Origin of the sequence: Flavonifractor sp. An4, from assembly GCF_002161755.1 — a bacterium.
Classification (GTDB): Bacteria; Bacillota; Clostridia; order Oscillospirales; family Oscillospiraceae; genus Flavonifractor; species Flavonifractor avicola.
In genome coordinates this window covers 22,916-47,890 of record NZ_NFIL01000022.1, presented here as the reverse complement: position 1 = coordinate 47,890, position 24,975 = coordinate 22,916, and the positions used below count along the sequence as shown (strand labels likewise).

Annotated in this window: 24 protein-coding genes; 10 read left to right on the top strand and 14 right to left on the bottom strand. The window is 62.0% G+C overall.

The features are described 5' to 3' along the window. Nucleotides 1-122 precede the first annotated feature (122 nt). The gene (locus tag B5F94_RS10600) at nt 123-1,526 is read right to left on the bottom strand and encodes a transglutaminase domain-containing protein (RefSeq protein ID WP_087330016.1); all 1,404 of its coding nucleotides are present in this window, start codon (nt 1,524-1,526) and stop codon (nt 123-125) included. Nucleotides 1,527-1,619: 93 nt separating this feature from the next. Further along, nucleotides 1,620-2,834, bottom strand: coding sequence for an NADP-dependent isocitrate dehydrogenase (locus B5F94_RS10595; RefSeq protein WP_087330014.1), 1,215 nt, complete (start codon nt 2,832-2,834; stop codon nt 1,620-1,622). 171 nt (nt 2,835-3,005) lie between these two features. Between B5F94_RS10595 and B5F94_RS10590 the strand changes: the two genes are divergently transcribed. The 4 genes from B5F94_RS10590 (at nt 3,006) to B5F94_RS10575 (ending at nt 6,077) form a co-directional block, all read left to right on the top strand. Continuing rightward, complete coding sequence (locus tag B5F94_RS10590) at nt 3,006-4,325, top strand: MATE family efflux transporter (protein WP_087330012.1); 1,320 nt, start codon at nt 3,006-3,008, stop codon at nt 4,323-4,325. Between the two features lie 71 nt (nt 4,326-4,396). Then, entirely contained in the window at nt 4,397-5,410 is a 1,014-nt protein-coding gene (asnA, locus tag B5F94_RS10585; RefSeq protein ID WP_087330010.1) for an aspartate--ammonia ligase, read from the top strand. 15 nt (nt 5,411-5,425) lie between these two features. After that, the gene (locus B5F94_RS10580) at nt 5,426-5,836 is read left to right on the top strand and encodes a DUF3842 family protein (RefSeq protein WP_087330008.1); all 411 of its coding nucleotides are present in this window, start codon (nt 5,426-5,428) and stop codon (nt 5,834-5,836) included. Between the two features lie 61 nt (nt 5,837-5,897). Then, entirely contained in the window at nt 5,898-6,077 is a 180-nt protein-coding gene (locus B5F94_RS10575) for a hypothetical protein (RefSeq protein WP_087188327.1), read from the top strand. Between the two features lie 36 nt (nt 6,078-6,113). Here the strand turns inward: B5F94_RS10575 and B5F94_RS10570 are convergent, their stop codons facing one another. Together B5F94_RS10570 and B5F94_RS10565 are read right to left on the bottom strand one after the other, a co-directional pair. After that, entirely contained in the window at nt 6,114-7,202 is a 1,089-nt protein-coding gene (locus tag B5F94_RS10570; RefSeq protein WP_242965659.1) for a hypothetical protein, read from the bottom strand. A 68-nt stretch (nt 7,203-7,270) separates the two neighbouring features. Beyond that, complete coding sequence (locus tag B5F94_RS10565) at nt 7,271-8,176, bottom strand: selenium metabolism-associated LysR family transcriptional regulator (protein WP_087269826.1); 906 nt, start codon at nt 8,174-8,176, stop codon at nt 7,271-7,273. 72 nt (nt 8,177-8,248) lie between these two features. On the opposite strand from B5F94_RS10565, the gene selD reads away from it, so the two are divergent. The 5 genes from selD to udk all read left to right on the top strand — a co-directional run bounded on the left by selD (nt 8,249) and on the right by udk (nt 11,709). Beyond that, the gene (gene selD / locus B5F94_RS10560) at nt 8,249-9,292 is read left to right on the top strand and encodes a selenide, water dikinase SelD (RefSeq protein WP_087330006.1); all 1,044 of its coding nucleotides are present in this window, start codon (nt 8,249-8,251) and stop codon (nt 9,290-9,292) included. Nucleotides 9,293-9,490: 198 nt separating this feature from the next. Beyond that, entirely contained in the window at nt 9,491-10,564 is a 1,074-nt protein-coding gene (gene yedE, locus B5F94_RS10555) for a YedE family putative selenium transporter (protein WP_242965658.1), read from the top strand. A gap of 10 nt (nt 10,565-10,574) precedes the next feature. Then, nucleotides 10,575-10,778, top strand: a complete 204-nt coding sequence (locus B5F94_RS10550; RefSeq protein ID WP_087269832.1) for a sulfurtransferase TusA family protein — start codon at nt 10,575-10,577, stop codon at nt 10,776-10,778. After that, nucleotides 10,756-11,016, top strand: a complete 261-nt coding sequence (locus B5F94_RS10545; protein ID WP_087330004.1) for a DUF3343 domain-containing protein — start codon at nt 10,756-10,758, stop codon at nt 11,014-11,016. The genes B5F94_RS10550 and B5F94_RS10545 overlap by 23 nt, the downstream gene beginning before the upstream one ends. A gap of 75 nt (nt 11,017-11,091) precedes the next feature. Then, the gene (udk, locus tag B5F94_RS10540) at nt 11,092-11,709 is read left to right on the top strand and encodes a uridine kinase (protein ID WP_087330002.1); all 618 of its coding nucleotides are present in this window, start codon (nt 11,092-11,094) and stop codon (nt 11,707-11,709) included. Between the two features lie 43 nt (nt 11,710-11,752). Here udk and B5F94_RS16480 read toward each other — a convergent pair whose 3' ends face one another. The 6 genes from B5F94_RS16480 to B5F94_RS10515 all read right to left on the bottom strand — a co-directional run bounded on the left by B5F94_RS16480 (nt 11,753) and on the right by B5F94_RS10515 (nt 17,968). Beyond that, a complete protein-coding gene (locus B5F94_RS16480) occupies nt 11,753-11,914 on the bottom strand; it encodes a hypothetical protein (RefSeq protein WP_158100278.1) in 162 nt (53 codons plus the stop codon). Then, nucleotides 11,911-14,496 carry a M56 family metallopeptidase gene (locus B5F94_RS10535; RefSeq protein ID WP_087330000.1) on the bottom strand — a complete coding sequence of 862 codons (2,586 nt, stop codon included), beginning with the start codon at nt 14,494-14,496 and terminating at the stop codon, nt 11,911-11,913. Before B5F94_RS10535 ends, B5F94_RS16480 begins: the two co-directional genes overlap by 4 nt. A 6-nt stretch (nt 14,497-14,502) precedes the next feature. Next, nucleotides 14,503-14,862: a BlaI/MecI/CopY family transcriptional regulator gene (locus B5F94_RS10530; protein ID WP_087269844.1), complete on the bottom strand. Its 360-nt coding sequence runs from the start codon at nt 14,860-14,862 to the stop codon at nt 14,503-14,505. Between the two features lie 278 nt (nt 14,863-15,140). Beyond that, nucleotides 15,141-15,677: a hypothetical protein gene (locus tag B5F94_RS10525; protein ID WP_087329997.1), complete on the bottom strand. Its 537-nt coding sequence runs from the start codon at nt 15,675-15,677 to the stop codon at nt 15,141-15,143. Further along, the gene (locus B5F94_RS10520) at nt 15,674-17,599 is read right to left on the bottom strand and encodes a M56 family metallopeptidase (RefSeq protein ID WP_087329995.1); all 1,926 of its coding nucleotides are present in this window, start codon (nt 17,597-17,599) and stop codon (nt 15,674-15,676) included. The genes B5F94_RS10525 and B5F94_RS10520 overlap by 4 nt, the downstream gene beginning before the upstream one ends. Nucleotides 17,600-17,602: 3 nt before the next feature. Then, on the bottom strand, nt 17,603-17,968 hold the full coding sequence (locus tag B5F94_RS10515) for a BlaI/MecI/CopY family transcriptional regulator (RefSeq protein ID WP_087329993.1): 366 nt from the start codon (nt 17,966-17,968) through the stop codon (nt 17,603-17,605). A gap of 173 nt (nt 17,969-18,141) precedes the next feature. Between B5F94_RS10515 and B5F94_RS10510 the strand changes: the two genes are divergently transcribed. Beyond that, nucleotides 18,142-19,626 (top strand): DUF1846 domain-containing protein, encoded by a 1,485-nt coding sequence (locus B5F94_RS10510; RefSeq protein WP_087329991.1) that lies wholly within the window; start codon nt 18,142-18,144, stop codon nt 19,624-19,626. A 63-nt stretch (nt 19,627-19,689) separates the two neighbouring features. Here the strand turns inward: B5F94_RS10510 and B5F94_RS10505 are convergent, their stop codons facing one another. The 4 genes from B5F94_RS10505 to B5F94_RS10485 all read right to left on the bottom strand — a co-directional run bounded on the left by B5F94_RS10505 (nt 19,690) and on the right by B5F94_RS10485 (nt 24,944). After that, nucleotides 19,690-20,556 (bottom strand): DUF6612 family protein, encoded by an 867-nt coding sequence (locus tag B5F94_RS10505; RefSeq protein WP_087329989.1) that lies wholly within the window; start codon nt 20,554-20,556, stop codon nt 19,690-19,692. 762 nt (nt 20,557-21,318) lie between these two features. Then, the gene (locus B5F94_RS10495) at nt 21,319-23,397 is read right to left on the bottom strand and encodes an elongation factor G (RefSeq protein ID WP_087329985.1); all 2,079 of its coding nucleotides are present in this window, start codon (nt 23,395-23,397) and stop codon (nt 21,319-21,321) included. 172 nt (nt 23,398-23,569) lie between these two features. Continuing rightward, nucleotides 23,570-24,451 (bottom strand): DUF4179 domain-containing protein, encoded by an 882-nt coding sequence (locus B5F94_RS10490; RefSeq protein WP_087329983.1) that lies wholly within the window; start codon nt 24,449-24,451, stop codon nt 23,570-23,572. Beyond that, complete coding sequence (locus B5F94_RS10485; protein WP_242965657.1) at nt 24,444-24,944, bottom strand: RNA polymerase sigma factor; 501 nt, start codon at nt 24,942-24,944, stop codon at nt 24,444-24,446. The genes B5F94_RS10490 and B5F94_RS10485 overlap by 8 nt, the downstream gene beginning before the upstream one ends. Between the last annotated feature and the right edge of the window lie 31 nt (nt 24,945-24,975).

Genomic DNA, 24,975 nt, shown 5'->3' with positions numbered 1-24,975 from the left:
ATCACGAAAGAACTACACCCGCGGTGGTGTACCCCTTCGTGACGCCTTCTTTCAGCTTCACTCTGTGCTATACCATAGCACTGGTCTTTTCACTTGTCAAGGCACAGTTTTCCACCGTGCCCTCAGGGCCGGGGATAGTCGCTGGGGCAGACGGGCCAGTTGGGGTAGGCGGTCCAGATATGGCCGTCCATATGCCCGTCGGACACCAGGAAATAGTCGTAGGAGATATAGGTCACCTGATCGTCCCAGGTGGGGTCCACATTGTACCAGTTCCCGTCGATGTTTACCCGCACCCAGGCGTGATACTCCGTCACGCCGTTGGCGGTGGCCTGACCGAAGATATGCTCGCAGTCGATGCCGCTGAGGAAACACAGCAGGTCCATGGCCTGGGTATACCCCTGGCACACGGCGGCGTGGTTCACCAGTGCGCCGTAGGCAGTGTGACTCTCCGGCCCGGTCTTTCGATAGGTGACGGTGTCGCACAGGTAGTCGTGGAAGGCCTTCACCCGTTCATACTGGCTCATGGTGCTGTCCACCAGACTGTCGTGGACCCGCACCGCCTCCTCATAGAGGGCCATGTCCTGGGCCGACAGGCGATCCGTCTTTCCCTCCACATAGGCCATCACCCGGGCGGAGTCCCGGTAGCGGATCTCCACAGTGAAGTAGCCCTGATCGGGATAATACCGGGTGGCCATGGAATCCACGTCCGGGAAGCGGTCGATGGTATCCTCGGTAAGCAGGGCCTGGCTGTACGCCCCCTCCTGCCCCACCGGGGTGTAGATGGTGAGGGCGGTATTGCGGGCATCCACCTGGACCGCCATCCGGCGGATCATATCCTCCACGCTGCTGACTGCAAAGGTGCTCTCCACCGTTACGGTAGGCCCGGGCTGCAGCTTGGGAGCAGGCAGTTCCCGCCGCTCCAGCGCGCCCTGGAGATCCAGCTTTTCGTAGAGGGTGACCTCCTCCCCCGCCAGCGTCACCTCCAGCATCCGGTCGGACAGCAGGACCATATCACTGCGCTGGAAGGTCTGGTCCCGGACATAGTCCTCCCCTTCCCGCAGGCCCAGCCGGTCGGCGGCGGCATATGGGTCACGCCAGTCCACACCGTCATAGCGCATGGCCCGCAGCAGCAGGGTCAGGTATTCCTCCTGGGTAATGGTACTGTGGAAGCCGAAGGCCGTATCGCTCACCCCGGTGGTGATACCGTTTGCATAGGCGTAGGCCACATAGGGCTCCCCCCAGCTGTCCACATCGGTGAAGGGGTGGGTACTGCCGCCGGTGAGGGCGGCCTCCTTCCCGCCGGTGAGCCGCACCACCATGGTGATGGCCTCCCCCCGGGTCATAGTGCCCCCCAGATTAAAGTTGGGCGTCCCGTCGCTGCCGGTACCCGCGCCGTCCAGCAGGCCCAGGCAGTACAGGTGCTCCGCCGCCTGCTGGGCCTGTTGGGTGGAATCCGCCCCCGCCGCCGGTACCAGCCCGGCCAGAAGAGCCAGGGACAGAGCTCCCACCAGAAGCTGCTTTTTCATGGATTTCCTCCTTTCTCCCCGGATCAAAGAAGGGCAGCGGTACGGCAGACCGCCGCTCCGCTGCCCCTGTTGGTCAGAGTTGCTTTTTGGCTGTTACAGGCTGGCCTCCAGCTTGGCCCGGATGGCCTTCAGGAAGTCCAGGGAGTTGACGCCCTGAGCGGGGGTCTCACCCTCCCACAGGCCCACCAGGTCCCGGGTCATGACGCCGCCCTCGATGGTGTCGATGGTGGCCTTCTCCAGCTTGTCGGCAAAGTCCACCAGAGCCTGGATGCCGTCCAGCTCGCCCCGCTTGCGGAGGGCGCCGCTCCAGGCGAAGAGGGTGGCCACCGGGTTGGTGGAGGTCTCCTCCCCCTTCAGGTACTTGTAATAGTGGCGGGTGACGGTGCCGTGGGCGGCCTCGTACTCGTACTTGCCGTCGGGACTCACCAGCACGGAGGTCATCATGGCCAGGGAACCGAAGGCGGTGGACACCATGTCGCTCATCACGTCGCCGTCGTAGTTCTTGCAGGCCCAGATAAAGCCGCCCTGGGACCGAACCACACGGGCCACGGCGTCGTCGATGAGGGTGTAGAAATACTCGATGCCCAGCTCGTCGAACTTGGCCTTGTACTCGGCGTCGAAGATCTCCTGGAAGATGTCCTTGAAGGTGTGGTCATACTTCTTGGAGATGGTGTCCTTGGTGGCAAACCACAGGTCCTGCTTGGTGTCGATGGCGTACTGGAAGCAGGAGCGGGCAAAGGAGGAGATAGAGCTGTCCTTGTTGTACTGGCCCTGGAGCACGCCGCCGCACTCAAAGTCATAGATGGTCTGACGGAACTGCTCCTTGCCGTCCTCGCCGGTGAACACCAGCTCGGCCTTGCCGGGGCCGGGCACCCGGTACTCGGTGGACTTATACACATCGCCGTAGGCGTGACGGGCGATGGTGATGGGGCGTTTCCAGGTCTTGACCACCGGGGAGATACCCTTGACCATGATGGGGGCACGGAACACGGTGCCGTCCAGGATAGCGCGGATGGTACCGTTGGGGGACTTCCACATCTGGGAGAGCTTGTACTCCTCCACCCGCTGGGCGTTGGGGGTGATGGTGGCACACTTGACCGCCACGCCGTACTTTTTGGTGGCCTCGGCGGAGTCCACGGTCACCTGGTCGCCGGTCTCTTCCCGGTGAGGCAGGCCCAGATCGTAATACTCGGTCTTCAGGTCGATGAAAGGCAGGAGCAGCTCGTCCTTGATCTGCTGCCACAGCACCCGGGTCATTTCGTCGCCGTCCATTTCCACCAGGGGGGTGGTCATCTGAATCTTTTCCATGGTCTCCTCCTTATGCTTTTGATCCAATTTCGCAGAAAATTATACCTCCAATCCGGCGAAAAGGCAAGCGGCACATCCCCCGCAATCCTGTGGGTTTTGCCCATTGCGGCCCTGCTGCCGCCGGTAGTATACTTTTTTGGTATGTAACCCAACCAGAGAGAGGGAACCCCCGTGTTTCACAAGCAAGCCCTGAAAAAACTCATCATTCCCCTGATCATCGAGCAGTTCCTGGCCGTCATGGTGGGCATGGCCGACATCATGATGGTGTCCTCCGCCGGAGAAGCCGCCGTGTCCAGCGTGGCCCTGGTGGACCTGATCAACGTGCTCATCATTAACGTCTTTTCCGCCCTGGCCACCGGCGGCGCGGTGGTGTGCGCCCAGTCCATCGGGGCGGAAAACCTGGACCGGGCCAACCGGGCCGCCAATCAGCTGATGTACATCGTCACCGCCGCCGCCCTCATCATCATGGCCCTGTCCCTGACCCTATGCCGCCCCCTGCTGGGGCTGCTCTTCGGCCAGGTGGAGCCCGCCGTCATGGAGGGTGCGGTAACCTACTTTATCATCTCCGCTCTGTCCTACCCCTTCATTGCCCTGTACAACGGCTGCGCCGCCCTGCTGCGGTCCATGGGCAACTCCAAGGCCTCCATGTACGTCTCCGCCTGGATGAACGGACAGAATGTTGTGGGCAACGCCATCTTTGTGTTTGTCTTTCACCGGGGGGTGGACGGCGTGGCCCTGTCCTCCCTGTTCTCCCGGATGGTGGCCGCCGGCATTATGCTGGTGCTCCTCCACAGCCGCCGCAACCCGGTGCGGGTGTCCGGCCTGCTCAAGTTCCGGTTTGAGCCGAACATGATGGGCCGCATCCTCCGCATCGGCGTGCCCAATGGGCTGGAGAACTGCTTCTTCCAGCTGGGCCGGGTGCTGCTGGTGAGCCTGATCTCCACCTTCGGCACCGCCCAGACCGCCGCCAACGCGGTGGCCAACAACATTGACAACTTCGGTGTCATCCCCGGCACCGCCATGGGCCTGGCCCTTATCACGGTGGTGGGCCAGTGCGTGGGGGCCGAGGCCTGGGACCAGGTCCGCGCCTACACCGTCAAGCTGGTGAAGATGACCTACCTCTTTACCTGGATTCTTAACGGCGTCCTGTTGCTGGGCCTGCCCCTGATCCTCATGCTGTACAGCCTGACCCCAGAGACCCAGTGGTATGCCACGGTACTGATCTTCATCCACAACGGCTGCGCCATGCTGTTCTGGCCCATGGCCTTTACCATGCCCAACGCCCTGCGGGCCACCGGCGACGTGAAGGTACCCATGGTCATCTCCATCTGTTCCATGATCATCGTACGGCTGGGATGCAGCTACATCCTGGGGGTCCACTTTGGCCTGGGGGTCATCGGCGTGTGGATCGCCATGGTGGGAGACTGGATCGTGCGGATCTTCTTCTTTGTGCTCCGAGCCCGGCAAAAGCTGTGGCTGGAGCATCGGTAGGGGTTGTATGCCGGTTACTTTTCCTGTATAATGTGTTACATTGTAATTCCAGACAAAAGGAGTGCTGCGCCATGCTGCAAACCGTGATCCCTCAGGGGTACGCCCCCTGTCTCAATTTATATGACACCCAGAAGGCCATCGGCCTGCTGAAGCGGCTCTTTGAGGATACCCTGGGCGGCGCCCTCCACCTGCGCCGGGTATCCGCTCCCCTGTTCGTGGAGGCCTCCACCGGCCTCAACGACGACCTGAACGGTGTGGAACGGGCAGTCTCCTTCGACATTCCCGACGCCGGCCGGGACGCCCAGGTGGTCCACTCCCTGGCCAAGTGGAAGCGCATGGCCCTGTACCGCTATCAGTTCTCGGTGGGCGAGGGCCTGTACACCGACATGAACGCCATCCGCCGGGACGAGGAGCTGGACAACCTACACTCGGTGTATGTGGACCAGTGGGACTGGGAGAAGGTCATCGCCCCCCGGGACCGGACGGTGGATTATCTGAAGGCCACCGTGTCCACCATCGTGAAGGCCATGGCGGAGACCCAGTCCACCCTGCGCTCCGTCTTCCCCCAGCTCACCGCCCTGCCCCCCCTGGACACCGACGTGTCCTTCGTCACCACCCAGGAGCTGGAGGACCGCTGGCCCGACCTGTCCCCCAAGGAGCGGGAGGACGCCTGGGTCAAGGAGCATCCCACCACCTTCCTCATGGGCATCGGCGGCGCCCTCAAGTCGGGTAAGCCCCACGACGGTCGTGCCCCCGACTACGACGACTGGAACCTGAACGGCGATATTTTGGTGTGGAACCCGGTGCTGGAGCGGGCCTTTGAGGTGTCCTCCATGGGCATCCGGGTGGACCCCGCCGCCATGGACCGCCAGCTCACCATTGCCGGCTGCGACAGCCGCCGGGAGCTGCCCTTCCACAAGATGCTGCTGGAGGGCAAGCTGCCCCTGACCATCGGCGGCGGTATCGGCCAGTCCCGGCTGTGTATGCTGCTGCTGGGCAAGGCCCACATCGGCGAAGTCCAGGCCAGCGTCTGGGATGAGCAGACCATCCAGGCCTGCCAGGACGCCGGCGTCATCCTGCTGTAAGCGGGAGGGATCGTTATGGAACTTCTGGTAGTGGACGGCCAGGGCGGCCGGATCGGCCAGCAGCTGGTGCGGGGCATCGTGGCCCGCCACCCCAAATTGCAGGTCTTTGCCGTTGGTACCAACAGCCTGGCCACGGCGGCCATGCTGAAGGGGGGCGCCTCTCAGGGCGCCACCGGAGAAAATGCCCTGCTGGTGGCCTGCCGCCGGGCGGACGTGATCCTGGGCCCTCTGGGTATTGTCATTGCCGACGCCCTGCTGGGAGAGATCTCCCCGGCTATGGCGGTGGCGGTGGGCCAGTCGCCCGCCAAAAAGATCCTGGTTCCCATGAATCAGTGCGACAACATCGTGGCTGGCGTAGAAGATATGCCGGTAAGCAAGCTGCTGGACAGTGCCCTGGAGGAGCTGGACCTGCTGCTGAAGGGCTGAATCTTGCATAGAATAGATCGCGGAGCCACGCTCCGCGATCCTTTTTTGTGAGGTGCTCACCGTGAAGCAGATCCTGCACTGCATCATGCAGGTCCAAAATCTGGTCACCCTGATTTTGACCATTGCCTTTCTCCACCTGGCCATCACCGGCAAGGTGGCTGCCGATCAGTTTCTCACCATCTTCTCGGTGGTGATTGCCTTCTATTTTGGCAGTCAGGCACAGAAAAATCAGTCTGCATAAGAGAAGCGGCCGCCGAAAGGCGGCTGCTTCTCTTCTTTACGCCTGCTCCAGGGCCAGAAAATTCTCTATGATCTCCTCCCCCCGAGCGTGTACCCGGTCAAAGTCCACATGGGGATTATAGATGGCCTCCAGCTCATCGTGCATGGCCTTGGCCTGAGCCAGGGCGTCCACCGCCTCCTCCATGAGGGCGGCAGTCACCTTCCGGGCAAAGCGCAGCCGGGCCCGGCTGCGCCGCAGCAGCTCGGTGTCCACCATGGCCTCCAGCCGGATACGGCGGTAGGGCCGGCGGGGCCAAGGCTGCTCGGGGGTGGTGCTCACAAAGGCCAGAGACAGATCGGGGACAATCAGATGGGCCATCCGGTCAGGGAACATGGGATCGGGGCAGGCCACCACGTCGTGGCCCGCTGCCATGGCCCCGGCGGCCAGGCAGGTGAGCATGGTGTGGGCCAGGCCATAGGTATCGCTCAACTCATATACCCTGCTGCACTGGGCTTCCACCGTGCCGTACTCCCGCAGCACCCCCTGCCAGGTCACCGCCCCCAAAAACCGCTGTACCGACCGGCCTGCCTGTTCTCCCTCCCGCTTCAGTTCCCGGGACAGGATGCCCTTGGCCCGCTTGGCCATCTTGGCCTCCAGGGCAGGGGTGAGCAGCAGGGCCCACCCGTCCTCCTCCAGCTGGGCGGCAGCGGTGAGGCAGCGGTAGGCCCGGGCGTAGCAGGCCTTATAGCCCTTCATGCACCCTTTCAGCTCCGCACCCACCGCCTGGAGGGCGGCCCGGTCATAGCAGGCCCCCAGATCCACATAGCTCTCCACCAGGCCGGGATATTTGGGCTCCACCACATGGGGGGCAGTGCCGTCCACCACCGCCGCACCCAGGGCAGGAATGATGACCGCATCCAGGGAGTCGGGATCGCCGGAGCAGTAGATGTACTCCACCGAATGGCCCGCCTCCTCCATGGCCCGCCCCACCTGCTTCATCAGGGTGGATTTGCCGCAGCCCGGCCCGCCCTTCAAAATGCGGATGTCCCGGGCCTTCTCCGGGTCCAGCATCTGATCGTAAAGGGAATAAAAGCCGGTGGGGGCATTGGCCCCTAAGTAATAACAGATCCTTGCCTCTGCTTCCATAAAAAGACCCTCCAAGAGTAAGTTTCTCACTCTCAGGGTATGCGTGGGCAGGTTGGACGGTGCGCCGGTCACATCTTGTCCCGGTAAAAGTAGAGTAATTCCTCCACCAGCATGGCCGCCGCCGGGGACAGGGGGCTGGAGCGCCGGTAGAGCAAATAGAACTGCCGCTCCAGCAGGGGACTCTCCGGGGCAAACACCAGGATTTTGCCCTCCTGAGCCGCCTCTTTGGCGGCGCAGCCCGACAGGATGGAGATGCCCAGGCCATTCTTCACCCCCTGGAGGATGCTCTCAGTGCTCTCCAGCTGGGCGGCCATGGTCAGGCTCTTCACCTCCAGGCCGATGCCCTTGAGATACTGCTCGGCCTGCTTGCGGGTGCCGGACCCCGGCTCCCGCATAAGGAAGGGGGCGTGTCTCAGGATCTCCGGCGTCATCTGGCCTCCCAGGGCCTGATACTCCGGGGTGTTGGGGGTGGCAATCACCAGCTGTTCCGCGAAGAAGGGGACGCACAGCAGTCCCGCTCGCTGGACCGGAGCCCCCACCAGCCCCAGCTCGGCTCCGTTTTCCACCATCCACTGGACCACCTGGCCGCTGTCCCCCTGCCGGACCTGGAAAAACACGTCTGGGTAGCGCTGGCGCAGCAGGGGCAGAATCTGGGGCAGCAGGTACTGGGAGGGCACGGTGGAGGCGGCCACCGACAGAGTCCCCGAGATGGAGGAGGCGGCGGTACGCACATCCTGGGCCGCCCGCTGGCACAGGCCCAAAATCTCGGCGGCATACCGGCTGAGCACCCGCCCGGCGGCGGTGAGCCGCAGTTCCCGGGTAGAGCGCACCACCAGCTGGGTCCCCAGCTCGTCTTCCAGGGCGGCTACATGGGCGCTGACGGTGGGCTGGGTGAGATAGAGGGCCTCCGCCGCCTTGGAAAAGCTGCGCTGGCGGGCCACCTGTAAAAATGCCTCCAGTTGTTTGAATTGCATGGTAAGCCTCCGATTGCTTTTTTCGTTGAAATAAGATACACTGTTGCTAACAAACATTCAGGGGGTGATGAGATGCCGTATGAGAAGCTGCGCCTGACCGCCATGACCACGGCCGGTGGGTGAGGGGCCAAAATAGGGCCGGGTGTCCTAAGGAATGTATTGGCGGGCCTGCCCAAAGCGGCGGACCCCAACCTGCTGGTGGGTTATGACTCCAGCGACGACGCCGCCGTCTACAAGGTCAGTCACGACGTGGCCATGATCCAGACGGTGGACTTCTTCCCTCCGGTGGTGGACGACCCCTATACCTTCGGGCAGATTGCCGCCACCAACGCCCTCTCCGACGTGTACGCCATGGGAGGCGAGCCTCGTCTGGCCATGAATCTGCTGGCCTTCCCCTCCTGCCTGCCGGTGGAGGCGGTGGGAGATATTCTGGCAGGAGGCGCCTCCAAGGTAACTGAGGCCGGAGCAGTGATCGCCGGCGGCCACAGCATTGAGGATCAGGAGCCCAAGTACGGCCTGTGCGTCACCGGGCTGGTCCATCCCCGCCGCATCCTCACCAACAGTGGGGCAAAGGTGGGGGATATCCTGGTGCTCACCAAAGCGCTGGGCACCGGCATCCTGTCCACCGCCGCCAAAGCCGAGCTGCTGGAGGAGACCGACTACAAGCAGATGGTGGAACTGATGACCACCCTGAACAAGTACGCCGCCCAGGCGGTGGGGTCTATTTCCCTCAGCGCCTGCACCGACGTCACCGGCTTCGGCCTGGTGGGCCATGTGAAGGAGATGGCGGAGGGCAGCTCCACCACCATGGAGCTGTGGGCGGGCAAGGTGCCCATCGTACCCAAGGCTCTGGAGCTGGCACGGGACGGCATCATCCCCGCCGGCGCCTACCGCAACATGGACTTTACCGCCGGCGACACCCTGGAGGACTCCGCCGTCCCCCGGGAGGTGCTGGACTGTCTCTACGACCCCCAGACCGCCGGCGGACTGCTGTTTAGCGTACCCGAGCGCCAGCTCCACGCCCTCATGGGCCGGATGATGGACGCCGGGGTGCCCGCCGTGGCCGTGGGCGCGGTGCGTCCCAGAGGGGAAAAGCTGGTCCACATCAAGCCATAAGCAGACAAAAGGGCTGCCGCACGTTGTGCGGCAGCCCTTTGTGCGTTTTCCCATTATACCTCTCTTTATTGATTTTTTCTATATCTTTCATTTTGTTTATGGAAAATTCGTATTTCAAATTTTTGTACCCCGGCGCTATAATCTGCTTGAGAGAAAGTTTGTTTGCTTTCCTGAAAAAAAGTTAGAGAGGTGTTGTGTGTGACAAAGCTTAAAGGTCACCTGCCGGTCATTCTGGCCGGACTGGTGGTAGGCATCGCCTCGGTGGTGCTGGTTGCCCTGGGCAACCCGGTAAACATGGGCTTCTGTATCGCCTGCTTCCTGCGGGACATCGCCGGCGGCGTGGGGATGCACCGGGCCGCCATTGTGCAGTACATCCGGCCCGAGATCATTGGCCTGGTGCTGGGCGCCATGATCATGGCCCTGGCAGGCAAGGAATTCAAGGTGCGGGGCGGCTCCTCCCCCATGACCCGGTTCGTGCTGGGCTTCTGCGTCATGGTGGGCGCCCTCATGTTCCTGGGCTGCCCCCTGCGGATGGTCATCCGCCTGGGCGGCGGCGACGGAAACGCCATCCTGGGCCTCATTGGCTTCATCATCGGCATTTTCGTGGGCACCCTGTTCCTGAAGGCAGGCTTCTCCCTCAAGAAGTCCCAGCCTCAGCCCAAGATCGAGGGTGTGCTCATGCCCGCCGTCAACGTGGGCCTGCTCATCCTGGTGATCGCCGCTCCCGCCTTCATCTTCTTCTCCACTGAGGGTCCCGGCTCCATGCGGGCTCCCATCGCCGCCGCCCTTATCGCCGGTCTGGTGGTGGGCGCCATCGCCCAGCGCAGCCGTCTGTGCATGGCCGGCGGCATCCGGGACGCCATGATGCTGAAGGACTTCCACCTGCTGATGGGCTTCGTGGCCATCTTCGTGGCCGTGCTGGTGGGCAACCTGATCGTGGGCGACATGGGCCTCAAGGGCGGCTTCAACCCCGGCTTTGCCGGTCAGGCCGTGGCCCACACCGACGGGCTTTGGAACCTGCTGGGCATGGTGCTGGTGGGTCTGGGCTCCGTGCTGCTGGGTGGCTGTCCCCTGCGTCAGCTCATCCTCTCCGGCAGCGGCAACAGCGACTCCTCCGTGGCCGTGCTGGGCATGGTGGTGGGCGCCGCCTTCTGCCATAACTTCGGCCTGGCCTCCTCCACCGACGGCCCCAGCTTTGCCGGTAAGGTGGCCGTCATCATCGGTCTGGTCCTGGTCTGCGCCATCGGCGCGGGCAACACCAAGAAAGCGTGAGGTGAACGGTATGAATCAAGTGGACGCCAGAGGCTACTCCTGTCCTGAGCCGGTGCTCATGACCAAGAAGGCCCTGCAAAACGGCACCCCCCTGGTGGTGCTGGTAGACAATGAGACTCCTCTCCAGAACGTGCGCCGGTTTGCCGCCAACAATGGCTACCAGGTGACCTGGAAAGAGGTGGGGGAGGACTATGAGCTCACCATCACCAAGTAAGGAGCACATCGCCACCTTCCACACCCACTTCGGGGCCCTCACCTTCCACAAGAAGCTGAAAGCCCTGGGAGACAACGCGGTGATGATGCCGGTACCCCGCAAGCTGTCCGCCTCCTGCGGCACCTGCGTGAAGTTCTCCCTTCCCTTCGACCACGCCTGGGCCGATGAGGATCTGGAGGCGGTCTACCTCCATGAAGAGGGGGACTACCGGCTGCTCTTCGAGAACGAGGAAACCTGAGAAATCCCCCCGGATGTCTTGTAGCATCCGGGGGGATTATGCTATACTAAATAAAAAAATGGGGGAGCGGACGCAATGGACACCATGATCATCGGCATCGCCGGGGGCACCGGCTCGGGCAAAACCACCCTGACTCTGGGTCTGAAGGAGCGCTTTGGGGACTCGGTCTCCATCCTCTACCACGACAACTACTACAAGCAGCACGACGAGATGCCCTATGAGGAGCGGTGCAAGCTGAACTACGACCATCCGGACGCCTTCGACACCCAGCGCCTGGTGGAAGATCTGGGCGCTCTGCGCCGGGGGGAGACGGTGTACAGCCCCACCTACGACTACACCATGCACAACCGGGCCGCCGAGACGGTGGAGGTCCGCCCTGCCAGGGTGATCCTGGTGGAGGGCATCCTCATCTTCGTGGAGCCCGCCCTGCGAGAGCGGATGGACATCAAGCTCTTTGTGGACACCGACGCCGACGTGCGTATCCTCCGCCGCATCATGCGGGACGTAAAACAGCGGGGCCGCTCCCTGGACTCGGTGGTGCAGCAGTACCTCACCACCGTCAAGCCCATGCACGAGCAGTTTGTGGAGCCCTCCAAGCGGTACGCCGACCTGATCGTGCCCGAGGGCGGCCGCAACCAGGTGGCCATGGAGATGATCATTCAGCGCATCCGCAGCCATATTTCTTTGGATTGACAGACAGCAAAAGGGGACCTGCCATGCGGCAGATCCCCTTTTCTCATTGAAACCGGTAGCCCTTTTGCTGCAAACTCTGGAGAAATCCCATGAAATGCCCATGGTCCCAAAAGTCCAGCAGCCGCCAGCCCTCCATGGGGTGGAAGGAGACGATGCGGGCCTCATCGTCCAGCCACAGCTGATGGAGCGTCTCTGTTCCTGTCATGTTTTCAGCAGCGCCTCCTCCAGGGTGCAGACATAGGTCAGCGTTCCGTCCTTGTACTGGTATACGCCCTCTTCTCCATCCACTCTGGCCAGCACCAAATCACCGTATTCCAGCTGGATATTCCCGATGAGCCTCGTGATGTCGGCAAAGTCGGCCCCCAGTTCCCGGGCGGCGTCGGTCTTGTGGATCTCATCGCCATAGAAATCATAGATGATCACATTATTTTTCTCACCCGTGGGCCAGGTCAGGGCCTCCTGGAATCCATCGTCGTCCAGGTCGTAGAGCTCCACATTGGTGTTCTCCCCGGCGGCCATCAGGTAGAGATAGAGCTGCGGGTCCTCCACGATGGCCGATTCGTTGACCATATCTCCCACATAGCGCAGCAGCACCGTATAGGGCTGGGACTGGATGGCGTAGACGCTGATGTGGGAATCCCCCGGGCCGTTCAGGTACAGGCACAGCCCGCCGTCAGCGTCCATATAAGACTCCGGGTCCTCAATGGACTCCAGCCTGGCCGCCGCTGCTTCCAGCACCTCTGCCTCTGTTCCGGTACGGGTCAGCTCGGTCTCCTGGTTACAATCTACCCACACCAGGCGGCTGGTCAGCCCGCTGGCATTCTTCAGTACAGACTCCATGGCCAGCCCTTGCCCCGACAGGGTAATCCGGCTGTCCGGGGTGAAGCTCTCCGCCATAAGGGCCATCACCTGGGGCTCAATGGCGATGTGAGGATAATCGGTAATGGCGGTGTCCTGCCACTGGATGGTGATCCTCCAGCATCCCTCTGTCCCCTCCACATAGTAGTAGCGGTAGTTCCAGCCGTACCACTGGGCCTCAAAGACCCGTCCGCTGTCACCGGCAGGGGTCATGCCCTGGGTATCCCCCGCCAGATAGTCGGCCAGGTTGGTCTTGGTGTAGTCCACCGTGATGGCCGAGCCGGTATTGTACTGGGACACCCATACGCTGTGGACCGGGTCCGCCGACCACTGGGTCCAGGCCATCACAGGAATATAGAGATACCAGCCGTCCCCGTCGTACCGGTGGACCGGATAGTTGCTGGGCTTGGAGTCCTCCGACGGATAGGTGATCTGTTCGATCCAGTCCCCCACATAGAGCGGCAGATCCAGGCCCTGGTCGGTCACATACCAGTCGTAGATAGCCTCTTCATAGCTTTTGTGATAGCCCAAGAAATCGAAGTTGTCGTTGACGACCTGATCGTAAAGAACGTCATAAGTGCCGTCGGGGTAGCGCAAGGCGACGATGTTGTGCCCACCCTGGCCCTCCAGGTCAAACCAGCCGTCCTTCTCGTACATACCGCCCACCAGGGCAACTTCTTCGGCGGGAACGTCCAGCTGCACCAGGTAGTTAAATGTCCAGGCCTCCAGGGTACCCTCGGGGGCCAGTCCTTCCACCTCGCCCATCTTGTCCAGCCAGGCCACCTTGGTGCCGGTGACCTGGGCAGTGGCCTCCTCGGTGGTAGCTGTCCCGTTGGAGAATTTATAGTAGGTTACCTCTTTGACACTGTCCAAGGTCTGCTGGGCAAAGTCCTCCATGCTCTCATACTGCCCGCTTTCCCCGGCCGGCGTCTGACTGGTCTGCCCCGCGGGATTGGCGGCGCAGGCGGCAATCACCGCCACGCAGGCCATGCAGGCCACAGCGGACAGCCACACCCGGGGCCGCTTCCACCGCAGCAGGTTGCGGATACGCCCCTTGGGGTCTCCCTCCCCAAAGGCCAGGGGGGTACCCGCGATGGTGAGCCGTCCGGTGGCCAGAGCCAGCAGGGAAGCGGAGTAGTCTGCCTTTACCTTTTCGCCCAGCTGCCGCACCACCGCCTCGTCGCACCGCATCTCCATGTCCTTGCCCGCCAGAATGAAGGCCGCCCACACCAGGGGGTTGAACCAGTGGAGGCACAGGCCGGCAAAAGCCAGCACCTTTACCACATGGTCCCCGTGGCGGATGTGGTACCGCTCATGGCGGATGATGTAGCCCATCTCCCCCTCCGTCAAGGTGGAGGGCAGATAGATTTTAGGCCGTACCAGTCCCAGCACAAATGGGGTGGAGATGTGGTCGGCCAGATAGATGTTGTCTCGCAAACGCAGACTGCCCACCAGTCTACGCCGCAGCCGAAGCAAGGCGAAGATGCTGTACCCCGCCATGCCCAGCACGCCGGCCAACCACACCCAGGCCGCCACAGCGGCCCAGTCCACAGTGGAAGTAGCCTGCTGTTCCGGGACTACAGGAGCCAAGGAATCAGAGGCGGGTGTTTGGGGCTCCACCGGCACCTGCTCGGTCTGGGGCTGGATAGCCTCCGGCTGCCGCTGGGGCTGCACATAGGTGACGGTGCTCACCACCGGGCTTGCCTGTCTGGCCGGGGCGTCCAGGGCCCCCAGCAGGGAGATGCCGGAGGGCAGGGACACCGGACACAGAAGCCGGAAGAGCACCACCGCCCACAGGGCATAGGAAAAGACCTTTGGGGCCCGCTTCAGGGCCAGTCGGGCCGCTATCACACACAGGATCACGATGCCTGCCGTGAGGCTCATGTTCAAAAGGGTCGGGAACAGCGTCTGAGACAAGAATGCCGTCATTTTAGGTCACCCCCTGCTCTCATCAATGAGCTGCTGTAACTGCGTGATCTCCTCCTGGGACAGTTTTTTCCGGCGGGTGAAGGCAGTGAGGAAGGCGGGCAGAGACCCGGAAAAAGTCTCCTCCACAAATTCCTCGCTCTGCCGGGCGTAGAACTCCTCTTTGGACACCAGGGCGGTCACCACCCCGTCCTGATTTTGAAAAATGCCCCGCTGGCACAGCCGCTTGAGCACCGTATAGGTGGTGGACTTTTTCCAGCCCAGGGCCTCCTCCGCCTGGCGCACCAGCTGGGTGGAGGTCATGGGTTCCCCCTGCCAGATGAGATCGGCAAAGCGGGACTCCACCGCCCCCAGTTTCCAATCGCTCATAGGATCGCCTCCTTTGGTCTACTACTTGTCGTCCTCACCTGTAGTCTACAGTCTATAGACCATTCTGTCAATGACAATCCGGTTACAAAAAAGGGTCTGTTGCAAAATGTGCAGCTCGTACAAAGACCCGTCATTCCGAGAAAAACGGCCGCCCACCGGGCGGCCGTTTTTCTCGGGAATCCGCCCCTTTTGCCGGGGAAACGGATTGCCACGCCAGTGTGCGCACTGGCTCGCAATGACAGGTTTGTGCAAAACAGCTATTTTGCAACAGGCCCTTTTCAGGCAAATTTCTTCCGCAGGCGGAAGAGCTGCCAGATGATGCAGAACATGACGATGATCCATACCACCAGCACACCCATCAGAATAAGCGTGCCCAGGGTATCCCATTCCTCCCAGGGCAGGGGCAGGCACATGAGGGTACGCAGCACCGCGTCCACATTGCGGCAGGTCCGCAGGCCGCTCCCGTTCTCCCCTGCTCCATCCGCCAGGATAGCCAGGTCGGTGAGCAGTTGGAAGTGAAAATACAGGCCGATGCAGGTAAGCAGCGCATCCAGCAGGAAAAACTGCCCCATCAGTGTCTGTCCGGTGGCAAACACCGCCAACCAGTCGGCCAGCTCCCTCGCTCCCAGCAGGATGCAGAAGGGTTTGAGCAGGGTCAGGTCCCGCAGCTGATCCCCCAGCAGGGTGATGGCGGAGAAAAAGAGCAGATAGCCCACCCAGTTGGGCAGAACGTTCAGGGTACCCAGGTTCAGATTCAGATGGAGAAATACATAGCCCCAGGCAATTTTGGTCAGGCCACGATAGGTACTGCTCATGGGACCACCTCCTCCGGTAGAGCCACGCAGATGTAGGTTCGATCCCCGTCCTCAACGGCCACCGCCAGGGCGGCGGGCATTTCGGTAAGGGTGAGGTTGGTTCCACTGGTAATCCCGGTGCTGGCCTGGACGGGATCCTCGTCCAGACTGCCGGGGTTCAGGGTAAAGGTGTAAAAACTCTCCTCCAGAGCCCGGAGGGGATCCTCACCGGGCTGCATGGGAGCCACGGTGATGGGCAGGGAGACGGCCTCCCCCGTCTCGGCGAACACCAGCCGGGCCCCTACCCCCGTCCGAAGCTGTGTAAAAGAGAGATGTGGGAGGGGCTTGGGATCCAGATAGCCAGAGTCGGAGAAGGAGAAGGAGCCGTAGGAGGTGTCCCAGACAGTGCTGTCTCCCCACAGCCGGCACTGGAAGTCCACTTCCAGATAGAGCCCTTCTCCCTCCGCCGTATAGGTGGCATAGGGGGTATCCGTGCTGGGGCAGAGCCACCAGTCCTCCCGCAGCTGTAGCGTCAGTTCCCCGACGGGTTCTACCGTCCAGTAATCCCCCAGGGGCCGGATGGCCACGGACTGGTAAACAAGGCCCTGGGTCTCGTCATGGCTGAAGGGGGTGAAGAAGAGTACCCCGGTGTAGCCGCCCGCTCCATCGGCCAGCAGGTTCATCACCGACCACTCCGCCTGCCAGGCGGGCCGGGACCACCGGAAATTCAATTTCCCGAAGATAGACCCTTCCAGATAATCATTTTCCACATTCTCAAATGGTTTCCCCACCGCCTGAACCACCTGGGCCCGTTCCTTCTCCGGGGTCACCATAGCAAAATACACCGGACTGTCGCACAGCACCGCCTTGGCGTAAGTGTCCAGCGCTCCGGCCACAGTGGTGGGCCGGTTGAGCATGGCGGCGGTCATTGCAAAACTCCCCCGCTGGTCATACTCAGGCACCGCCACCGCCCCGCCGGTGCCCGCCAGACAGGTCACCGCCAATACCACCGCCACGCACCGGGCCCCTAAAGCCACCCCTCTGGGGTAACGCTTGAACCGGGCAATGGCCCCGATACGGTCCTTGATGTTGCGGCCTCCGTTGGCCATGGAGGTGGTACCCGGCGCCCGGGCATATTTGTCCTCCGCCATGGACAGGAGGATCACGCCGTATTCCCGCCGCTGCTCCCCCTCCAGCCGTTCCAGCACCCGCTGGTCGCACAGTGCCTCGCTGTCGTTCTGGGCCCGGTTCCAGCAGTACCACAGCAGGGGGTTGCACCAGTGGAGGCAGCGCAGCAGGCAGATCCCCACGCCGGCCCACAAATCCCCATATTTCAGGTGGAGCAGCTCGTGGAGGAGCACCTTGTTATCCACCGCCCGCTCCGGCAGCACCAGCACCGGGGAGAGCGGCCCGCACACAAAAGCGCTCTCCGCCTCCGCCAGCACAACCACTCGCTTGGGCACCTTCAGGCCGTACCCCACCGCCACCCGCTCCAGCTGGGCTGTCACCTCAGGTGCAGGGGCCCTTCCCCGGGCCACCTTCCGGCGCAGAGCCACATAGGTCAGCAAAAACCATAGCAGAGTAAGGACCACCCCGGCCACATAAATGATAAAAAGCCAGTCGGTCACACTGGTGGGCATGACAGGCCGGAGCAGCGGGACGGGGGCCACCACCTCCGTCCCGGTATAGGGCTGAGTGAGCGCAGAGGACAGGTTGGCCTCCACCGTCAGTCTGGCGGTCTCCAGCACCATCCGCCCCTCCGGCAGGAGGGATCGGCCCAGCAGCCCGGCAGGCAGCAATACCCGCAGGGCCAGAATGACCCACACTCCATACTGCCACCGGGGAGACAATTTGTCCAAAAAGAGCCGCTTGGCAATGAGCAGCATCGCCGCCGCCACCGAGGCGGTAAGGGTCTGCATCAAAAAGGCCCAGATGTTTTCCATGGATCACACCTCCATGTCGTCCAGCAGCTTCCGCAGCTCCTCCCGTTCCTGGGCAGTCAGCTTCTCCTCCTTCAAAAAGGCGGCCACCAGCTTGCCCGCCGAGCCCTGATACACCCGGTCCAGCAGCCCCCGCCGCTCCTGAGCTGCACAGGCCTCCCGGTCCACCGCCGCCCGGTAGCGGTGGGGCGCCTGGGTCTTGTCAATGGTCACCAAACCTTTTGCCTCCATCCGGGTCAGGTAGGTAAGCACCGTGTTGCGGCTCCAGCCGGTGGCGGGCCGCAGCGCCTCCACCGCCTCGCCCAGAGCCAGCCCATCCGGCGACGTCCACAGGGCCTCCAGCACCCGCCACTCCTTGTCACTCAGCTTCATCTCCACCCCTCCTACAGCTGTAGTATCTACATAGATACTACAGCTGTAGGAGTATAATGTCAACACTTTCGCCAAATTTTCCGCAAACAGAAAAAAAGCCTACAGACCGTCCCGGAATTGTGGTACAATAGCCGTTGAGTGAAAAATGATATGAGAAGGGACGGAGACCGGAAATGGACAAAATCGGGTTTGACAATCAAAAATATCTGGAGCTCCAGTCGGCGCACATCCGGGAGCGGATTCGCAAGTTCGACAACAAGCTCTACCTGGAATTTGGCGGCAAGCTGTTTGACGATTATCACGCCTCCCGGGTACTGCCCGGCTTTGAGCCGGACAGCAAGATCCGGATGCTGAAGGAGCTGCGGGATTCGGTGGAGGTGGTCATCGCCATCTGCGCCAATGACATTGAGAAAAATAAGGTCCGGGGCGACCTGGGTATTACCTACGATGTGGACGTGCTGCGGCTCATCGACGCGTTCCGGAGCCAGGGCCTGCTGGTGGGCAGCGTGGTCATCACCCAGTATGCCGGCCAGCCCGCCGCCGACGCCTTCCAGCGCCGGATGGAACACCTGGGCGTCAAGACCTACCTCCACTACCCCATTGCCGGTTACCCCCACAACACCACCCTCATCGTCAGCGACGAGGGCTACGGCAAAAACGACTATATCGAGACCCAGCGGCCTCTGGTGGTGGTCACCGCCCCCGGCCCCGGCAGCGGCAAGATGGCGGTGTGCCTGTCCCAGCTGTACCACGAGTACAAGCGGGGCGTGAAGGCGGGCTACGCCAAGTTTGAGACCTTCCCCATCTGGAACCTGCCCCTCCAGCATCCGGTGAACCTGGCCTACGAGGCCGCCACCGCCGACCTGGGGGATGTGAACATGATCGACCCCTTCCACCTGGCCGCCTACGGGGAGACCACGGTGAACTATAACCGGGACGTGGAGATCTTCCCCGTCCTCTCCGCCATGTTTGAGAAGATCATGGGAGAGTGTCCCTACAAGTCCCCCACCGATATGGGCGTGAATATGGCGGGCAAGTGCATCGTGGACGACGACGCGGTGTGTGCCGCCGCCCGTCAGGAGATCGTCCGCCGGTACTACACCGCCCTGTGCGACCGCCGCATCGGCACCGCCACCGACGATCTGGTGTACAAGCTGGAGACCGTTATGCAGCAGGCCCATGTGGATGTGTCCATCCGGTCTGTGGTGGCCGCTGCCGCCCAGGTGGCTGAGGAGACCGGCAACCCCGCCGGAGCCATCGAGCTGCCCGACGGCGAGGTAGTCACCGGTAAGACCACCGATCTGATGGGCGCCTCCTCCGCCACCCTGCTCAACGCCCTCAAGCGGCTGGCAGGCATCGACCATGAACACCACCTGATCTCCCGTGAGGCTCTGGAGCCCATCCAGCAGGTGAAGGTCCACCACCTGGGCTCGGTGAACCCCCGGCTCCACTCTGACGAGATCCTCATTGCCCTGGCCATCTCCGCCACCACCAATCCTCTGGCCAAGCAGGCGCTGGATCAGCTCTCCGCCCTGCGGGGGTGTGAGGCCCACTCCTCCGTCATTCTCTCTCCCGTGGACTCCCACACCTACAGCCGTCTGGGCCTGCGCCTCACCTGCGAGCCCCAGTATGAGACCAACAAGCTGTATCACAAATGAATTTAGAACAAAAAATGGGTGCTGTCTGTTGACAGCACCCATTTTTAATGTCTGTATCTGGGATCAGGCGCCCAGGGCCTCCGCCGGAATCTCAAAATCGGCGGCGTTGTTGTAGTTGGTGCAATCCATGATGACCTCCACCTTGTCGATGGTCATCATGCCACTGACATCCACACCTTCCGCGCCTTCCACGCTTCCCATCGCCGCGTTCAGTGCCTTGCCCATGATGGACTGCATCACGTCGGTCATATCCATGAAGTAGCGCACGGGATAGCCGCTCTCCTGGTCGATCCACACGGTGATGGGCATATCGCCCAGATCGCTGTAAAAGTCGGACACATCCACCATACCGCCCAGGCTGGACTCCAGATTGGTGGTGGCGCCGCTGGCCTTAAGCACTTCTTCCATGGCCTCGCCCCGAATCACGCCGGTATACTTGTCGGCGGTCACGCCGTTGATCTCCTCGGTACCCACGCTGATGTACTCCGCGCCGCTGTCCAGATAGAGGTTCACACTCTGCTGGGCGTCGTACTGCTCCAGCATATTGACGGTGGCGGTCTGGCTGGTCCAGGTGTTGCCGTCATAGAGGTACATATTGTAGGTATCCCCGTCAGCCTCGGCAAAAATACTCATGGAAACCGAGCCCAGGGAACCCATGTCCATGGTCATGTCGGCCTTCATCTTCATGGGGTCGTTGAAGCACACCATATCCATGGTGGTATCAGTCTCCACCTTCTGGCCCATGGCGGTCATATCCATTTCCATGACCATGGTGGCCTCCATACTCTCCACCGCATTGACCTTCTCAGAGGCCGCCCGGATCTTCGCGGTAGCATCTTCCTTGTTGGCAGTCCCGCCGCCGCAGGCAGTCATGGACAGGGTCAAAGCGGCACCCAGCGCAAGGGCTGCAGCTCTCTTTCCAGTACGCATAAAAGTTTCCTCCTTGTGATTGTGTTTCACATTCTTATGCAGGCGCGGGTGAGGTGTATTCAAGTTTACCACAGTTTTCTTCCCTTGTCTTCTCTTATTTCTGAAAGTTTTCTGAAAGGTTCCTGTCCGCGCCATTCCTTTTCATCTGCTCGGGGCAAGTGAATTGCCCCGGCATCAAGGTTTTGCCCTGTGGGCAAAACGCTTGGACGAGGACGCGTCCTCCTGCCGCCGCAAAAACGGGCCGGGCTGAAATCAGCCCGGCCCTTGTGGTCCTATTAGTCTGCCTCGTCCTGCATCGCCTTGGCGGCCTCGATGGCCTTCTCCTGGGCGGCGGGAGGTGCGTCCGCCCCAGCGGGTCAAGACCCGCCGGGGTCCCCACTTCTTTTCACCTGCTCGGGGCAAGTGAATTGCCCCGGCATCAAGGTTTTGCCCTTGGGGCAAAACGCTTGGACGAGGACGCTTTTCCTCCCGCCGAAAAAACGGGCCGGGCTGATTTCAGCCCGGCCCTTGTGCTCTTATTAGTCTGCCTCTTCCTGCATCGCCTTGGCGGCCTCAATGGCCTTCTCCTGGGCGGCGGGAGGTGCGTCCGCCCCAGCGGGTCAAGACCCGCCGGGGTCCCCACTTCTTTTCACCTGCTCGGGGCAAGTGAATTGCCCCGGCATCAAGGTTTTGCCCATAGGGCAAAACGCTTGGTCGAGGACGCTTTTCCTCCCGCCGAAAAAACGGGCCGGGCTGATATCAGCCCGGCCCTTGTGCATTCTATTAGTCTGCCTCGTCCTGCATCGCCTTGGCGGCCTCGATGGCCTTCTCCTGGGCGGCGGGAGGAGCGTCCTCGTAGCGGACAAAGTGGAAGGTGAAGGAACCGCGGCCCTGAGTCATGGACCGCAGGTCGATGGCATAGCGGCTCATCTCCGCCATAGGCACCTCGGCCTCCACCACCTGGTTGCCCTCGCCGTCGGGGTTCATACCCATCACGCGGCCACGGCGCTTGTTCAGGTCGCCGATGACGTCGCCCATGTAGCTGTCGGGGATGGTGACCTTCAGCTCGCCGATGGGCTCCAGCAGCACGGGGCTGGCCTGGGGCATACCGGCCTTGTAAGCCAGCTGCACGGCGGTCTTAAAGGCCATTTCGGAGGAGTCAACGGGGTGATAGGAGCCGTCGAACAGGGTGGCCTTCAGGTACACCACGGGATAGCCCGCCAGCACGCCGTGGACCACGGCTTCACGCATACCCTTCTCAACAGCGGGGAAGTAGTTCTTGGGCACAGCGCCGCCCACGACCTCCTCGCAGAACTGGAGCTCCTCGGTGTCGCCGGGCTCAAAGCGCATCCACACGTCGCCGAACTGGCCGTGACCGCCGGTCTGCTTCTTGTGGCGGCCCTGGACCTCCACCTTCTTGCGGATCTTCTCACGGTAAGCCACACGGGGCTCGGAGAGCTCGGCGTCCACGCCGAAGCGGCTCTTCAGGCGGGAGACGATGACGTCCATCTGCATATCACCGGTACCGGAAACCACCATCTGGTGGGTCTCGGCGTTGTTCACCCAGTTGAAGGTGAGATCCTCTTCGTTCAGGCGGGTAAGACCGGCAGCGATCTTGTCCTCCTGGCCCTTGGTCTTGGGGCTGATGGCCACGGAATAGCAGGGCTCGGGGAAGGGGATGGGCTCAATCTTGACCACCTTGCGGGGGTCGGACAGGGTGTCGCCGGTCTTGACCTTGTCCATCTTGCCGATGGCGCCGATGTCGCCGCACTCCAGCTCCTTGACCTCCTCGGCCTTCTTGCCCTTCATGACGTACAGGCGGCCCAGCTTCTCGGTGGCGCCGGTGCGGGCGTTGACCACCTGCATATCGGGCTTCAGGTTACCGGAGAGCACCTTCACATAGGAGTACTTGCCGTACTGGTCGGACACGGTCTTCCACACAAAGGCGCAGGGCAGAGCGCCGGGGAAGGCCACGAACTCGTCCAGTTCGCCCTTCTCGTTCTCGCCCATGAGGGGATGACCCTCCAGGGGAGAGGGCAGCAGCTCCACGATGATGTCCAGCAGCATACGGGTGCCCAGGCCGGTGATGGCGGAGCCGCACACCACAGGGAAGAGGGACAGCTCCTTGACGCCCTGGCGCAGGCCCTGGATCATCTCGGCGTAGGTGAAGTCCTCGCCGGAGAAATACTTGTCCATCAGCTCCTCGCTGGTCTCGGCCACGGACTCCTTCAGGGCGTCGTACAGCTCGTCCAGCACGGGCAACTTCTCGTCGGGCACGTCGATCTCCACGCGCTCGCCCTTGGGGCCCGCCTCAAAGGCACGCTTATGGAGCACGTCGATGAAGCCAATGACCTTCTTGTCGGCGTCCCAGATGGGGGCCACCACGGGGGCGATGTTCTTGCCAAAGCGCTCCCGCAGGGTGTCGAAGGCGGCGTTGTAATCGGAGTTATCCTCGTCGGTCTTGGAGATGTAGAGCAGACGGGGCATATTGCGGCGCTGGCACAGCTTCCAGGCCTTCTCGGCGCCCACGCTCATGCCGCCCTTGGCGGAGCAGACGATGATGGCGGCGTCGGAAACCTGCATGGCCTCCATGACCTCACCGGAGAAGTCGAAGTAGCCGGGAGTGTCCAGCACGTTGATCTTACAGCCATTGTACTCAATGGGGGCCACCGCGGTGGAGATGGAAATCTGGCGGCGGGTCTCTTCGGGATCATAATCACAAACGGTGTTTCCGTCGGCAGGATTGCCCAGACGGGGGGTACCACCGGTCAAAAACAGCATACTCTCGGCCAGGGAGGTCTTTCCGTTGCCACCGTGTCCCAGCAGACAGACGTTGCGGATATTTTGTACGGAATAGCTCATAACTTGTTTCCTCTCCTTACATTTGGAATCGCGGAGCAGCATGGTAAACTGCTGTTGTCCATTATACATGAAAGTTCCGTCAGTTACAACTAAAACTTTAGAAAAATCGCGCAAACTCCCGGGTAAGGCAGAGGAAGGCTCCGCCGCAGAAGGGGCGGGGCCTTGGGACAGTTCAGCTTTGGTCCACGGGGATGGTCTGGCCGTTGAGGGTAATGGAAACCACCTGCTCCGGGTCGACGGGCTGATCGAAGGCCCAGGTGGCCCACCAGCTGTTTCCATCCGCATACGTTGGGGTCAGGACGGTGCCGTCCTTCAAAACGACCGTAGGAGTAAATTTCTCCAGTGTAATAAAGGGGAGGGTCTTTCCATCCTCCAGGTACATGGTATCCTGATCACAAACCAGAGTAAGGCTCAGCGGGGAGAGTTCCAAGGACTGGGCCATGACAGAGCCCTCCGCCCCAAGATCAGCAGGCAATGCAAGGGAGATGGAAAAATGCTCAGATTCCACTGTCTGGAGTGGAATTTCTATGGTCCACTCCCCTTCCACCGGTTTGCTCAGGGCAGAATAGTCCACCAGCATCTCCACCTGGGTCAGCCTGGGCAACTGCTCGGGGCCAAAGCCCTCCAGACAGTAGGGCCAGACATCCCTGTCCGTCCTCATCAGGGAACAACTGATCTGCGTGGTCTCATCCAGCCGATTCCCGTCCAGGTCCCGAGCCGTGAAATAGACCCGCACCATCCTGCCGTCAGCCAGGGCTCGGACTCCTTCGATCCGGACCCCCTGATCCTCACAGGCGGCCTCCACCTCTGTGGCATAGGGGGCCCGGCTGCCCAGGTCGTTCTGGATGGCCTGCCAGAGGGTGGGCCCCGCCGCCAGGGCCGAAACCGTGAGGACGGCGGCAGCGGCTGCCGCCACAAGCCCCCGGCGGGTAAGGCGGCGGGGCCGGGCCTTCTCCCCGGACAACGCTTTTCTCATCCGGTCCCGGGTACCCTCCACCAGCGCCCGGTCCGGAGCAATCTCGTCAAATTTGGCGCGATAGTCATGCTCAAACACAGGAATCCCCTCCTTCTTCCAGATAGTCCCGCAGCTGCCGCCGGACCCGCATCAGGCGCATCCGCACGGCGGACTCCTTCTTGCCCAGCAGCCCGGCAATCTCAGAGGTGGAGTACCCCTCGTAGTAGTAGAGATGGACCACTACCCGCAGCTCGGGGAACAGCCTGTCCAGGCAGGCGTCCAATCCGCTCTCCGCCGTCTCCGGGGCCGGGAGGTGCTCCGCCGCCTCCAGCGGCTCGGTGCGCCGGCGGAAGGGATTGCGCCAGTATGAGTTGGCGCAGTTGATGGTCACCCGGCAGAACCAGGCTTTTTCGTGTTCCTCAGTTTCCAGCTGGGGACGCTTGGCCACCAGGCGGAGAAACACCTCCTGAAACACGTCCTCCGCCCCCTCCCTGCTGCGGGTGCGGGCAAAGGCCAGGCGGTAGACCAGCCCGGCGTACCGCTCCAGCAGTTCCTCCGCCCGGGCGTTGAACCCACTGACATCATCCTTCACATGACCCCTCCTCTCCAGGTGTTTGAAAAGG

What these genes read in the sequence shown, in the direction of transcription:
- B5F94_RS16480 (WP_158100278.1), bottom strand. Translation starts at nt 11,914, where the DNA reads ATGACAGGAACAGAGACGCTCCATCAGCTGTGGCTGGACGATGAGGCC.
- B5F94_RS10595 (WP_087330014.1), bottom strand. Translation starts at nt 2,834, where the DNA reads ATGGAAAAGATTCAGATGACCACCCCCCTGGTGGAAATGGACGGCGAC.
- B5F94_RS10535 (WP_087330000.1), bottom strand. Translation starts at nt 14,496, where the DNA reads ATGACGGCATTCTTGTCTCAGACGCTGTTCCCGACCCTTTTGAACATG.
- B5F94_RS10495 (WP_087329985.1), bottom strand. Translation starts at nt 23,397, where the DNA reads ATGAGCTATTCCGTACAAAATATCCGCAACGTCTGTCTGCTGGGACAC.
- B5F94_RS10550 (WP_087269832.1), top strand. Translation starts at nt 10,575, where the DNA reads ATGAATCAAGTGGACGCCAGAGGCTACTCCTGTCCTGAGCCGGTGCTC.
- B5F94_RS10530 (WP_087269844.1), bottom strand. Translation starts at nt 14,862, where the DNA reads ATGAGCGATTGGAAACTGGGGGCGGTGGAGTCCCGCTTTGCCGATCTC.
- asnA (WP_087330010.1), top strand. Translation starts at nt 4,397, where the DNA reads ATGCTGCAAACCGTGATCCCTCAGGGGTACGCCCCCTGTCTCAATTTA.
- B5F94_RS10565 (WP_087269826.1), bottom strand. Translation starts at nt 8,176, where the DNA reads ATGCAATTCAAACAACTGGAGGCATTTTTACAGGTGGCCCGCCAGCGC.
- udk (WP_087330002.1), top strand. Translation starts at nt 11,092, where the DNA reads ATGGACACCATGATCATCGGCATCGCCGGGGGCACCGGCTCGGGCAAA.
- B5F94_RS10600 (WP_087330016.1), bottom strand. Translation starts at nt 1,526, where the DNA reads ATGAAAAAGCAGCTTCTGGTGGGAGCTCTGTCCCTGGCTCTTCTGGCC.
- B5F94_RS10505 (WP_087329989.1), bottom strand. Translation starts at nt 20,556, where the DNA reads ATGCGTACTGGAAAGAGAGCTGCAGCCCTTGCGCTGGGTGCCGCTTTG.
- B5F94_RS10545 (WP_087330004.1), top strand. Translation starts at nt 10,756, where the DNA reads ATGAGCTCACCATCACCAAGTAAGGAGCACATCGCCACCTTCCACACC.
- B5F94_RS10525 (WP_087329997.1), bottom strand. Translation starts at nt 15,677, where the DNA reads ATGAGCAGTACCTATCGTGGCCTGACCAAAATTGCCTGGGGCTATGTA.
- B5F94_RS10510 (WP_087329991.1), top strand. Translation starts at nt 18,142, where the DNA reads ATGGACAAAATCGGGTTTGACAATCAAAAATATCTGGAGCTCCAGTCG.
- B5F94_RS10515 (WP_087329993.1), bottom strand. Translation starts at nt 17,968, where the DNA reads ATGAAGCTGAGTGACAAGGAGTGGCGGGTGCTGGAGGCCCTGTGGACG.
- B5F94_RS10570 (WP_242965659.1), bottom strand. Translation starts at nt 7,202, where the DNA reads ATGGAAGCAGAGGCAAGGATCTGTTATTACTTAGGGGCCAATGCCCCC.
- B5F94_RS10580 (WP_087330008.1), top strand. Translation starts at nt 5,426, where the DNA reads ATGGAACTTCTGGTAGTGGACGGCCAGGGCGGCCGGATCGGCCAGCAG.
- B5F94_RS10520 (WP_087329995.1), bottom strand. Translation starts at nt 17,599, where the DNA reads ATGGAAAACATCTGGGCCTTTTTGATGCAGACCCTTACCGCCTCGGTG.